General features: G+C 69.7%; 12 protein-coding genes and 1 tRNA gene. 4 read left to right on the top strand and 9 right to left on the bottom strand.

The features are described 5' to 3' along the window. Positions 1 to 57 precede the first annotated feature (57 nt). Positions 58 to 1200, top strand: a complete 1143-nt coding sequence (locus tag ACTWPV_RS15565) for a sensor histidine kinase (RefSeq protein WP_443152291.1) — start codon at positions 58 to 60, stop codon at positions 1198 to 1200. A gap of 155 nt (positions 1201 to 1355) precedes the next feature. Here ACTWPV_RS15565 and ACTWPV_RS15560 read toward each other — a convergent pair whose 3' ends face one another. Continuing rightward, entirely contained in the window at positions 1356 to 2726 is a 1371-nt protein-coding gene (locus ACTWPV_RS15560) for a cystathionine beta-synthase (protein WP_347646252.1), read from the bottom strand. Between the two features lie 128 nt (positions 2727 to 2854). Here ACTWPV_RS15560 and ACTWPV_RS15555 point away from each other — a divergent pair, with 128 nt between their 5' ends. The 3 genes from ACTWPV_RS15555 to ACTWPV_RS15545 all read left to right on the top strand — a co-directional run bounded on the left by ACTWPV_RS15555 (position 2855) and on the right by ACTWPV_RS15545 (position 6530). After that, positions 2855 to 3838 (top strand): SGNH/GDSL hydrolase family protein, encoded by a 984-nt coding sequence (locus tag ACTWPV_RS15555; RefSeq protein ID WP_443152290.1) that lies wholly within the window; start codon positions 2855 to 2857, stop codon positions 3836 to 3838. Between the two features lie 71 nt (positions 3839 to 3909). Next, the gene (locus ACTWPV_RS15550) at positions 3910 to 5241 is read left to right on the top strand and encodes an outer membrane protein assembly factor BamB family protein (protein WP_443152289.1); all 1332 of its coding nucleotides are present in this window, start codon (positions 3910 to 3912) and stop codon (positions 5239 to 5241) included. 71 nt (positions 5242 to 5312) lie between these two features. Next, positions 5313 to 6530: an acetyl-CoA C-acetyltransferase gene (locus ACTWPV_RS15545; protein ID WP_347646249.1), complete on the top strand. Its 1218-nt coding sequence runs from the start codon at positions 5313 to 5315 to the stop codon at positions 6528 to 6530. Positions 6531 to 6675: 145 nt separating this feature from the next. Here the strand turns inward: ACTWPV_RS15545 and ACTWPV_RS15540 are convergent, their stop codons facing one another. From ACTWPV_RS15540 to ACTWPV_RS15505, 8 genes are all read right to left on the bottom strand, one after another. After that, positions 6676 to 7083: a PPOX class F420-dependent oxidoreductase gene (locus ACTWPV_RS15540; protein ID WP_347646248.1), complete on the bottom strand. Its 408-nt coding sequence runs from the start codon at positions 7081 to 7083 to the stop codon at positions 6676 to 6678. Positions 7084 to 7136: 53 nt separating this feature from the next. Further along, positions 7137 to 7370 (bottom strand): DUF4287 domain-containing protein, encoded by a 234-nt coding sequence (locus ACTWPV_RS15535; protein ID WP_347624108.1) that lies wholly within the window; start codon positions 7368 to 7370, stop codon positions 7137 to 7139. Between the two features lie 176 nt (positions 7371 to 7546). Further along, a complete protein-coding gene (locus ACTWPV_RS15530) occupies positions 7547 to 8338 on the bottom strand; it encodes a Bax inhibitor-1/YccA family protein (protein ID WP_347646247.1) in 792 nt (263 codons plus the stop codon). A 544-nt stretch (positions 8339 to 8882) separates the two neighbouring features. Continuing rightward, a tRNA-Leu gene (locus ACTWPV_RS15525) sits at positions 8883 to 8955 on the bottom strand. Positions 8956 to 9004: 49 nt separating this feature from the next. Beyond that, positions 9005 to 9499: a peptide deformylase gene (locus tag ACTWPV_RS15520; protein WP_347646246.1), complete on the bottom strand. Its 495-nt coding sequence runs from the start codon at positions 9497 to 9499 to the stop codon at positions 9005 to 9007. A 29-nt stretch (positions 9500 to 9528) separates the two neighbouring features. Then, entirely contained in the window at positions 9529 to 10041 is a 513-nt protein-coding gene (locus ACTWPV_RS15515; RefSeq protein WP_132597469.1) for a glycine cleavage system protein R, read from the bottom strand. 79 nt (positions 10042 to 10120) lie between these two features. Then, positions 10121 to 11437, bottom strand: a complete 1317-nt coding sequence (locus ACTWPV_RS15510) for an NAD(P)/FAD-dependent oxidoreductase (RefSeq protein ID WP_443152288.1) — start codon at positions 11435 to 11437, stop codon at positions 10121 to 10123. Between the two features lie 94 nt (positions 11438 to 11531). Then, positions 11532 to 12326, bottom strand: a complete 795-nt coding sequence (locus tag ACTWPV_RS15505) for a uracil-DNA glycosylase (protein ID WP_443152287.1) — start codon at positions 12324 to 12326, stop codon at positions 11532 to 11534. Between the last annotated feature and the right edge of the window lie 16 nt (positions 12327 to 12342).

Genomic DNA, 12342 nt, shown 5'->3' with positions numbered 1-12342 from the left:
GGCTCCTCGGCCGAACGGCTGATACGACCTGTCCGACTTGCGGCTTAGGCTCGGGGCGTGGGGGATTCCAAGCGCGTCGTGTACTGGGTCCGCCGGCTGAGTGAGCTGGCGATGCTCGGCTGGCTCGGCATGATGTGGCTGATCGACCTGGCGCTCGCCTACTCCATCGGTGGAGTCCAGTGGCTGGTGCCCGTCTGCGGCGCGGTGGGCACGGCGGCCGTGGTGCTGCGGCGCCGCCACCGCCTGCGCGGCTTCTGCGTCATGCTGGCCACGTCGTTCTGCGCCTCGCTGGCGATCGGCGGCACCGGGCTCGCGGGCGTGCCCGGCATGGCGGAGACCGGGTCGCTGCTCATCCTGCTCATCGGCGCGCTGCGACACGTGGAGCCGGTGCGGCGGGCCGCGGCCCTGGCGTGCGCGGGACTGGTCGTCCTGATGTCGGAGTCCATCGGGCGCGACTACAACAGCTCGGGGCTGGTGTTCTCGTTCCTGCTGTTCGCGGCCTGGTCGATGGCCGCCGGCGTCGGCGGCTACCTCCGCTTCCAGCAGGAGCGCCGCGTGGAGGCGGTCCACTCGGTACGCAGGGCCGAACGCCTGGAGCTGGCCAGGGAGCTGCACGACCTGGTCGCCCACTACATCACGGGCATCGTCGTCCAGGCCCAGGCCGCCAGGACGGTCGCCCGGACCAGCCCCGAGGCGGTGACGCCCGCGCTGGACGCGATCGCCGCGGCCGGTTCGGAGGCGCTGACCTCGATGCGGCGCATGGTGACGGTGCTGCGCGCGGAGGACGACCCGTCCCGCAAGCCCGGCGTCACGCTGGCCGACCTGCGCATGCTGACGGAGAAGTTCTCCTCCGACGGGCCGAAGGTGGCGTTCGAGATCGGCCAGGGGATCGACGATCGTACGCTGCCTCCCGAGGTGATAACCACCCTGCACCGGGTGCTGCAGGAGGCACTCACGAACGTGCGCAAGCACGCATCCCGCTCCGCCTGGGTGGAGGCCGACTTACGGCGGCACGCGAAGGTCGTGACGTTGCGGGTGCGCAACTTCGGTGCGGCCTCGGATCCCCGGGTCGCCCGCCTCGGCGGCGGGTTCGGGCTGGTCGGGATGGCCGAGCGGGTCGAGGCTCTGGGCGGCAGGCTCTATGCGGGCCCGTCGCCCGAGGGGGCCTGGGAAGTGATCGCCGAGTTCGCGCTGCCCTGAGCAGTCCGAAGCGCCGTGCCGCAGGGCGCGTTGTTCGACCGGGCCGACGCGGAGGGGCGCGGCGACGAGGGCTTCAGCACCGCGACCGGGTCGATCGAGTAGTCCTGACGGCCCTCCCCCAGGCCGCCGTCCGGCGGCGGCCTGGGGAAAGGGGGTCAGTGGTTGGCCAGGAAGGCGAGCAGGTCGTGCCTGGTGATCAGGCCGGCCGGCTTGCCGTCTTCCAGCACAACGGCCGCATCGGCCTTCTCCAGCGCTTCGACCGCACGCGCCACAGGTTCACCGCTGCCGATCGTGGGTAGCGGCGCTGACATGTGATCGGCGATCGTGTCGTCGGAGGAGATCCTGCCGTGATAGAGGGCTTCGAGGAGATCGCGTTCGACGATGGAGCCCACCACTTCGGCCGCCATGACCGGCGGCTCCTCCTTCATCACGGGAAGCTGCGACACCGAGTATTCGCGCATGATCGCGATGACGGTGCTGACCGACTCGTACGGGTGCGCGTGCACGAACTCCGGCAGCCCTGCCCCCTTACGCGCCAGCACATCGCCGACCAGCCCTTCGTCGGACGTGGTGGTCAGGAAGCCGTAGTCGGCCATCCAGTCGTCGTTGAAGATCTTGGACAGGTAGCCGCGGCCGCCGTCGGGCAGCAGCACGACGATCACGTCGTCGGGCGCGGCGGTGGCCGCCACCCGCAGCGCCGCCACCACGGCCATCCCGCAGGAGCCGCCGACCAGCAGCCCTTCCTCGCGGGCGAGCCTGCGGGTCATGTTGAACGACTCCTTGTCGGTGACCGCGATGATCTCGTCACAGATCTTGGTGTCGTACGTGGCCGGCCAGATGTCCTCCCCGACCCCCTCGACGAGGTAGGGGCGCCCGGACCCGCCCGAGTAGACCGACCCCTCGGGGTCGGCTCCGATGATCTTCACCCGGCCGCCGGAGACCTCCTTGAGGTAGCGGCCCGTGCCGCTGATCGTGCCCCCGGTGCCGATGCCGGCCACGAAGTGGGTGACCCGGCCGTCGGTCTGCTCCCAGATCTCGGGGCCCGTCGAGTGGTAGTGGGAGTCGGGGTTGTTGATGTTGGTGTACTGGTTCGGTTTCCAGGCGTTGGGCACCTCGCGGGCCAGTCGGTCGGAGACCGAGTAGTAGGAGTCGGGGTGGTCGGGCGAGACGGCGGTCGGGCAGACGACGACCTCGGCCCCGTAGGCGCGCAGCACGGAGATCTTGTCCTGGGCCACCTTGTCGGGCACCACGAACAGGCACCGGTAACCCTTCTGCTGCGCCACGATGGCCAGGCCCACGCCGGTGTTGCCGGACGTCGGCTCGACGATGACGCCTCCGGGACGCAGCTCGCCGGACGCTTCGGCGGCTTCGATCATGCGTGCCGCGATGCGGTCCTTGACCGAACCGCCGGGATTGAAGTATTCGACCTTCGCGACCACCTGGGCGGGCAACCCCGCGGTGACTTTGTGCAGCCGGACGAGCGGAGTGTTCCCCATCAGGTCGACCAGGGAATCGTAAACGCGCACCGAGGTGTTCACCTTCTTTGCCGAAGCTTGATCAGCTTGCCTGGGGCCGAGGTCCCAAGGGGGTGGCGGGGCCTCAGCTAGTTTTCAAGCAAACGCTACCGCCGAGTTCGACCAGGGAGGTCACGTACGTGGTGTGGGCAGCTGGCGTGGCGCGCGCGGCGCGGAGGATCGCGACGGCGGCGGCTCTCGGAGGTGGCGGGCTGACCGCCCTGGGAGCCACGGCATACGGACTGCTGATCGCCGAGGGGTTGCTCGCCCGCAGGGTCATCGGGCAGCCGCACGGCCTGGACGGCCCGGTCTCCGACGGCACGTACGGCGACTTCCCCGGCGTGCCGCTCAACCTGGCCATGCTCGGCGACTCCACCTCCGTGGGGCTCGGGGTGAGCGGGCCCAGCCACACCCCCGGCGTCATGCTGGCGAACGGCCTGGCCGCGGTGGCGGAGCGGCCGGTGCGCCTTCTCGTGGCCGGCAAGTCGGGCACCCCGTCGGCCGAGCTGGGCGAGCAGGTCGACGCCGCCCTGGCCATGGGCCCCGACGTGGCGGTGATCTTCGTGGGGGCGAACGACATCATCACGCAGACGCCGCCCGCGGTGGCCGTACGCCATCTGACCAAGGCCGTGCGGCGGCTGCGGGACGCGGGCGCGGAGGTGGTCGTGGGCACGTGCCCCGACCTCGGCACGGTGCGGCCGATCGCGCAGCCGCTGCGCTGGGTGACGCGACGGTGGAGCAGGCAGCTCGCGGCGGCGCAGACGGTGGCGGTGGTGGACGCGGGCGGCCGTACGGTGGCGTTCGCCGACGTCCTGGGGCCGGAGTTCGCGACAAATCCGACAGAAATGTTCGGACCGGATCGATTCCATCCATCTGACCAAGGTTACGCACAGGCCGCTTACGCGGTGCTACCGTCAGTGTGCGCTGCGTTGAGACTGTGGCCTGAACCCACACCCGCACGTGGCGAAGCACTGCAACCGATTTACCTTGCGGCGGCTACGGCCGCGGAGGAGCCCGGCACCGAGGTCACCGCGACCCGGGTCGACGGGCGGGCGACGGGCCTGCACGGCAAGTGGGTGACGTTGTTCCGCCGGCGGCTCGGCGAGCCGCTCAACGACGCCTGACCGCGGTCACCCTCCGAGCCAGAGCCGTCACTCTCCGTCCATTTTGGAGTGAATTGCCTGTGCTCCGGCCCTTGTGGAAATCGTCTATCGCCCTCGCGGGAATCCTCGCCGCGACCGCATGCTCCGGCAGCGACGCGGCCACGACGAGCTTCCCGACCTGGCACAACACCGACGTCAACGCCGTCAGCCGGATGGCGGCGGGCGGCGGGGTCGTCGCGACCACGTCGCTGAAGTCCGACGGCGCGCTCGAAACCGTCGCCATCGGCCTGCGCGACGGCAAGCGCCTGTGGGCCTACCCGGCCACGATGGCCGGCCGCCTGCCCGGCATGGGCGTCTCCACGCCCGCGGTCGTGGAGACCTCCGAGGGCCAGAGCGTGGTCGTCGCGCTCGACCCCGCCAAGAAGGGCAGCTGGAACGCGACCCTCGTCGCCCGCGACGCCTTCTCCGGGGTGCGCAAGTGGACCAGGCCGGTGCACTCGACGTTCGGGCCTCAGCGCTGCGGCCCCTACGTCTGCCTGTCCGAGCACACCGCCCTGGCCAAGGCCCGCATGGTGGTGCTCGACCCGGCTACGGGCAAACAGCTGTGGAAACTGCCCGGCATCGCCGAGGTGGAGTGGTCGGACGGGCGCCGGGTCCTGCTGCTCAGGCTGTCGGCCAACCCCATGGTCGAGTCGTACGAGCTCAAGACCGGCAAGCTCCAGTGGCAGCAGCCGATCGAGCAGGCGCTCGGCCCCGGCATCGACATGTCGGGCGGGTGGGCGTTCGGCTCGACGGGCGGCAACCTCGTCGGCTACGTCGCCCCCTACACCAACCCGCAGACCAAGAAAATCTCCACGTTCGGCCTGTTCTCGATCGAGATCAGCGACGGGACGATCAACTGGATGCGGCCCTCGGTGGTGCGCGTCTATCCCAGCGGCAACCCCGGCTACGCCCCGGTCGTCCGGCCGGTCGACCGCCAGGGCGCCTACGGCGGCTTCGCCCGGCTCGACTCCGAGACGGGGCGGGTGGTCGGCCAGATCACGGCGGCCGACGTGCCCGGCTCCGGCTGGTGGCTGGCCTTCCCCGACGAGATGGACAAACTCGGCTTCCTCCAGCACAACGCCAAGGGCTCGGCCTTCGACCTCGTCACCGGCAAGCAGGTGCCCGTGGAGGAGCAGCGGGGGTGGTCGTTCTGCGTCACCGACCCCAAGCCGCTGACCTTGCGCGGGCAGGCGCCGGGCTTCTACTCGACGGCCGCCATCTGCCAGTACGACCTCGGCACCGGCAAGCGGGTCTCGCCCGCGCCCGCGCCACCGGCCTGGTTCACGGGCAGCCAGGACGGGTGGCGGTTGTGGCGCGACGAGAAGGGGACAATCCACGCCGTGAACGACCACACCGCCACGGCTCCAGGAATGTACGGATAACGGGGGCCACTCGGGGCTTGCACGTAGAACTGGAATATAGTTCTACTATTAGCGCCGACAAAGGAGGGGCCATGCCCGAGGCAGTCATCGTCGCAACCGCGCGTTCGCCCATCGGACGAGCCTTCAAGGGCTCGCTCAAGGAGATCCGGCCCGACGACCTGACCGTGCAGATGATCCAGGCGGCGCTGGCCAAGGTGCCCCAGCTCGAGCCCGCGTCCATCGACGACATCATGCTCGGGTGCGGGCTGCCCGGCGGCGAGCAGGGGTTCAACATGGCCCGGGTGGTGGCGGTGATGCTCGGGCTCGACAACGTGCCCGGCACCACCGTGACGCGCTACTGCTCCTCCTCCCTGCAGACCACCAGGATGGCCTTCCACGCGATCAAGGCGGGCGAGGGCGACGTGTTCGTGTCCGCCGGGGTCGAGACCGTCTCACGCTTCACCAAGGGCAACTCCGACTCGCTGCCCGACACCCAGAGCCCGGTCTTCACCGACGCGCTGGCCCGTACGAAAGCGTTCGCCGAGGGCGGGCGCGAGTGGCACGACCCGCGCGAGGACGGCGAGGTGCCCGACATCTACATCGCGATGGGGCAGACGGCCGAGAACCTCGCCCAGCTCAAGGGGGTCACCCGTCAGGACCAGGACGAGTTCGGCGTACGCTCGCAGAACCTCGCCGAGAAGGCGCTGGCCGACGGGTTCTGGCAGAAGGACATCACGCCCGTGACCCTGCCGGACGGCACCGTGGTGGGCAAGGACGACGGCCCGCGACCCGGCACCACCTACGAGAAGGTCTCGACCCTGGCGCCGGTGTTCCGTCCTGACGGCACCGTCACGGCGGGCAACTGCTGCCCGCTCAACGACGGGGCCGCCGCCGTCGTCGTGATGAGCGACGTCAAGGCGGCCGAGCTCGGCATCACGCCGCTGGCCAGGATCGTGTCCACCGGGGTCACCGGGCTGTCGCCGGAGATCATGGGCCTCGGGCCGGTGGAGGCCTCGAAGCAGGCGCTGTCCAGGGCGGGGATGGCGATCGACGACATCGACCTGGTGGAGATCAACGAGGCGTTCGCCGCGCAGGTGATCCCGTCGTACCGCGACCTCGGCATCGACCTCGACCGGCTCAACGTCAACGGCGGGGCCATCGCCGTGGGGCATCCGTTCGGGATGACGGGGGCCCGGATCACGTCCACGCTGATCAACAGCCTGCAGCACCACGACAAGAGCATCGGGCTCGAGACCATGTGCGTGGGCGGCGGGCAGGGCATGGCGATGGTCCTGGAGCGCCTGTCCTGATCCAGCCAGTACGGCAGGCGGCGGTTCTCCAACCGCCGCACGTGGCCGGCCCCCTCCAGGGAAACGGCCGCTGACCGGGCGACGGTGGCCCGCCGTGACGCGAGCCCCCGTCGCCCGGTCGCCGTGGCCGGCTCTGGGCCGTGGTCTAGCCGTGGCGATCCGGGCCGGCGTGGGTGGGGGCGATGCGGAGGATGACGCGGCGTTCGCGGGTCATGGCGGCGCGGTAGTCGTCCCAGTCGGGGTGCTCGCCCGAGATGTCGCGATAGTAGGCGACCAGGTGGTCCATGGCCTCGGGCAGCGAGATGATCTCGGCCGTGCCGTCCACCTGGATCCACTCGCCGTAGAAACGGTCCGTGAAGGCGCACAGCGAGACGCTGGGATCGCGGCGGGCGTTGTGCACCTTGGCCGCCGTCTCCCTGGTGCTGATGACGACGTGGCCGTCCTGAACGCCGGCCACGACCGGCGACATCTGCGGGCGCCCGTCGCGGTGCCTGGTGAGGAGGATGGCGTGATGATGGGTGCGGAGAAAGGCCAGTGCCTTGTCGACGTCCATCCCCTCATGATGACGCGCCCGTGTGCAGCACACGGGCGCGAGGATGGTAGGGCTTAGACAAAGCCCATGCGGTTACGGCGGTGCCGCTCGTGCTCGTGGACGATCGCGGCGGCGTAGCCGTGGGTCAACCCGTGCTCGTCGGCGAGCCAGTTGGCCCGCTCATCGCATCTGAGGAAGCTCGGGCCGTTGTCGATGGCTTGGAACCACTCTGGGAGTTCGCGTCCCGTTATGGTCGGGACCCTTGCGATCAGCTTCGTCTGCGTCTCCGGTGAGTGGTTCAAGGACATGGGCACCTCCGCGGATAAGGTTCCTTTCGTTGACACTGCAACACCAGCGTGCGAATGGCAAGCCCTGAGTCAGGCATCATTTTGTGACGGCGGGTAGATTTTCGGTCGCACACAGGTACGCAGAGAGGGCCCCGCCTGAACGGCGGAGCCCTCCCGGATGACGCGGGGACGAACGATCAGTCGCTGCTGCTGAAGTAGCTGACGAACCGCAGCACCTCGAGGTAGATCCACACCAGGCTGAGCGTCAGCCCGAACACGCACTGCCAGGCGAACTTCTCCGGGGCGCCCTGCTTGACGCCCTGCTCGATCGCGTCGAAGTCGAGGAGCAGGAAGAAGCAGCCGATCAGGATCATGACGATGCTGAAGGCCCAGCCGATCGGGCTGTCGGTGCGCAGGCCGAGGCCGCCGTCGTTGAACAGGCCGACGAGCAGGTTGACGAGCAGCAGGCCGATGGCCGCGATGGCGGCGGCGATGCCGAACTTCACGAGCTTGGGCGTGACGCGGACGATGCGCAACGAATAGACCGTCAGCACCGCGCCGAACGCGAATGCCGTGCCCAGCACGGCTTGGAGCACGATGCCGCTGATGGCGCCCTCGAACACGGCGCTGATCTTGCCGAGGAAGATGCCCTCGAACACCGCGTAGGCCAGGATGAGCGCCGGGTTGGTGCTCATCGTGAACGAGGCGATCAGACCGATGATCAGCGCGATGACGGCCGCGCCGATGGCGACCATGGGCGGGACGTTGAGGACCCAGGCCGCGGCCGCGGCCAGGACGAGCACCCCGAGCGTGAGGAACCCGCGCACCACGACGTCATCGAGGGTCATGGTCCGGTGTGCGGGCCTGGCCGGCGGTGCGTACGACGGGGCGTCGTACATGTTCTGCAACTGGTCGGGGGACGGGGTCGGTCCGCCCCAGCCCGCGGCCTGCTGCCGCGACCTGCTGAATACGGGGTTCTTGCTCTCCATCGCTGCCTCCTGTGACGCCGAGCCTACGGGGCCTGGCGGCACCTTGGTCAACTGACGCGTCAGATCGATGTTGGTTCGGGACTTCGGCAGCGTTGACAACGAACGTCTCCGGCGCCAAGTTCCCGAGGTCGGCCACGAGCCGCCGAGATCATCCCGGCCCGGCCGGCGGGGGCCTTCCCGCGAGGGTGCGTGACGGAGCCCTTCCGGTGCGTGATGAGTTTTTCCAACGGGAAAAGGGCGAGCGGTTGTATTCCGTAGTCAACCATTCACACTAAGAAACTCCGGCGGTCCGGGAAAGCAGAAGGCGGCCCGTTTGTCAATATGGTCGCGGCGGCCCGGATAGTTTTCCAGGGAGGCAAACGCGGACGCCGGTCCGCGGACGGGGCCACCCACCCCAGGACAGGGCCTCCACCAGCGATGGAGCACCCAGAACGCGACAACTCCATAACAAGTCGATATCAGCCGGGAAACGGTCGAAGGGGCCCGTTCGACGATCGCGGCAAACCTCCAGGTCAGAGCCCTAAAGGCGGCGAAAGATGGCAGGTGCCCCCGGCGGGATTCGAACCCGCACGTCAACCCTTTTAAGGGGTTTGCCTCTGCCATTGGGCTACGGGGGCGCCGCAATCATACGAAACGGACCATGCTTCCGAGGAGCACAACTTCGTATCAGGCGTCACAACTGTGATGACTGCGGTGAAGTGATAGTGCTCCCACCACTCTGTCCAAGAAGAGTAGACCGTCCAGATGGTCCAGTTGGTGCTGAATGCAACGGGCTTCCACGGCATCCGCCTCGATGGTGACCGGCTCGCCCGTGCCTGGCAAATGCCCATGTACGGTGATGCGCGTCGCACGACGTACGTCGGCGGTGACCCCGGGGACGGACACGCACCCCTCGCGCAGGTGGTTCCAGCGGGCGGCCGTCGCGAGCCGTGGATTGGCCATGACGACCTCTCCGGCGCACGACCGGCTCCTGGGGTGGCGCCCGGCGTCAAAGGCGATCAGCCGCCAGCTCAGGCCGATCTGGGGGGCTGCCAGGCCGGTCATGGAGGGCTCGTGGCGCAGGGTGGCCCGCAGATCGGCGGCGGCGGCCACGACCTCGGGGGCGGTCGGGTCCACCGGCTCGGCGGGGGTGGACAGCAACGGGTGCGGGGCGTCGATCACCTCGCGGTGCTTTCCGTCCGCCGGCCGGGTCACAACAGATCCGGTTCGACGGGTCGAAACGTTATCTCGGAGTCGAGTCCGGCGCCGACCGCGGCGAGCCTGCGCATGAGCGCCGCCACGTCCACCTCCTTCGGCAGCTCGACGTCGGCGATCAGCACGTAGAGCCGCCCGGTGAGCCGGGTGCTCATGCCGGTGATGTTGCCTCCGTCGGCCGCGAGCACGGCGCTGATGGCGGAGATGATGCCGGGCCTGTCGGGGCCGTGGACGGTCAGCACGTAGCCGAGGCCGCCGCCGTCGTCGCAGAAGTGGCGGCGCGCCTCGATCGCCGAGGCGGTCACCACGAGGTCGGGCGCGCACAGGCGCTTGCTCAGCTCGGCCGCGTCCACCTCTCCCGACACGAGCAACATCATCGCCACGTGGCCGCCGAGCAGCGTCATGGTCGAGTCCTGGATGTTCGCCCCGCAGTCGGCGAGCGAACCGGTGACCGCGGCGATCACGCCGGGCCGGTCCACTCCGAGCACGGTCACCGCTGAGAGCCCCACCCGTGGTTCCCCTTCCGCTCATGCGACCAGGGGCGCCGCACGCCCCGGCGAGGCTCACCGGGGCGCTGCCGTTCCCGGGCTAGCGGCGAGTCGTCGCCACTGCGGCCCTGAAGCCGTCTCGCGGGTGCTCCATCTCACCCAGCGAGATCGTCTCCCGCTTGAAGAACAGGGCCAGGGTCCAGTCGACGACGACGCGGACCTTGCGGTTCAGCGTCGGCACCCGCGACAGATGGTAAGTGCGGTGCATGAACCATGCAGGGAATCCGCGAAGCTTGACGCCATAGACGTTCGCGACGCCCTGGTGCAGGCCCAGCCCCGCGACCGATCCGACGTACTTGTGGCGATATTCCGCCAGGTGCTGCCCGCGCAGGTACCGCACGATGTTGTCGGCCAGCACCTTGGCCTGGCGCACGGCGTGCTGGGCGTTCGGCGCGCAGTACTGGCCGGGGTTGGTCACGTCGGGCACCCCGGCCGCGTCGCCGGCCGCGAACGCGCCTTCCGTGCCCGCGACGGTCAGCATGGCCGTGGCCTTGATCCGGCCGCGCTCGTCGAGCGGCAGGTCGCTGTCGTTGACCACCGTGCTCGGCTTGACGCCCGCCGTCCACACGAGGGTCTCGGCGTCGAACTCCGAGCCGTCGGAGAGCACCACGTGGCCGCCCTCGCACGACTCCAGGCGGGTCTCGAGCCGGACGTCGATGCCGCGCTCGCGCAGTTGCTCCAGGGTCCACCTGCCCATCTCGGGGCCGACCTCGGGCAGCACCCGGTCGGTGGCCTCGACGAGCACCCAGCGCAGGTCCGACGGCTTGATGTTGCGGTAGTAGCGCGTCGAGTGCTTGGCCATGTCCTCCAGCTCGGCCAGCGCCTCCACGCCCGCGAAGCCCGCGCCGACCACGACGAACGTGAGCGCCCTGCGCCGCACCTCGGGGTCGTCGGCCGACTCGGCCACGTCGAGCAGGTGCAGCACGCGGTTGCGCAGCGCGATGGCCTCACCCACGGTCTTGAACCCGATGCCGATGTCGGTCAGCCCGGGGATGGGCAGCGTGCGGGAGATCGACCCGGCGGCCATGACGATCACGTCGTAGGCCACCTGGCGCGGCTCGCCCTCGGCGGGCTGGAAGGTGGCGGTGCGCTCGGCGTGGTCGACCTTGGTGACCGTGCCGTTGAGGATGTGCACCTTCGGCAGCACGCGCCGCAGCGGCGCGACCATGTGCCGGGGGGACAGGTTGCCGGCCGCCGCCTCGGGCAGGAACGGCTGGTAGGTCATGTAGGACTGCGGATCGATGATCGTGATGCGCGCCTCGCCGCTGCGCAGCTCACGGTGGAGTTTGCGCTGCAGCCGGAGCGCCGTGTAGAGGCCGACGTATCCTCCGCCGACGATAAGAATGTGCTGGTTCATCCTGAGCCACATCCCTCATGGAGTGCTTGTGAAAGCATTCACAAGCCTACGCCAAGGATGTCCGATGAAGCCATTCCTGGCATGGTGCGACGCGTCACACAGCCAGTGACCTGGCACGGGCGAAGACTTCGTCCAGCATCTGGGCGGTGACGCGGCCGGTGAACGTGTTCTGCTGGCTCGGGTGGTAGCAGCCGAGCAGCGTGACGGGCGCGCCGTCGTACGCGATCTCGACCTCCGCGCCGTGCCCGAACGGCGGCCTGCTGCGCGGCAGCGCGTAGCCCGCGTCCTTGAGAGCCGGCCACACCGCCTGCCAGGCGTAGCCGCCGAGCGCCACCACCACCCGCACGTCGCGCGCGACCAGCGCCAGCTCCCGCGCCATCCACGGGAAGCACGCGCTCTTCTCCGCCGGCGTCGGCTTGTTCGCCGGCGGCGCGCAGCGCACCGGCGCCACCACCCGCGCGCCGATGAGCCGCTGCCCGTCGCCCGCGTGCGTGCTCGTCTCCTGCGCGGCCAGGCCGGTGCGGTACAACGAGGCGAACAGCCAGTCGCCGCTGCGGTCGCCGGTGAAGATCCGGCCGGTCCTGTTGCCGCCGTGGGCGGCCGGCGCGAGCCCCGCGATCAGGATCCGCGGATGCTCGTCACCCCAGCCGGGGACGGGACGGCCCCAGTACGTCTCGTCCGCGAACGCGCGCCGGCGCACCCTGGCGACCTCCTCGCGCCACTCCACCAGGCGGGGGCAGGCCCGGCAGACGGACTGCCTGGCCGTGAGCTCCGCGAGGGTGTCGCTGGCGGAGGCCAGGCGGCGCACGTCCGCGGGGTCGAGCGCGACGGGAGTGTCAGGGGTCGCCGGATCGCCTGGCCATCCGGTGCCGGGAGGTACGAAGCTCATGACACCGATGGTGCCC

Source organism: Nonomuraea sp. KM88, from assembly GCF_052245635.1.
GTDB lineage: Bacteria > Actinomycetota > Actinomycetes > Streptosporangiales > Streptosporangiaceae > Nonomuraea.
The sequence above is the reverse complement of the archived record's forward strand: the minus strand, read 5'-3'. Positions and strand labels throughout refer to the sequence as shown.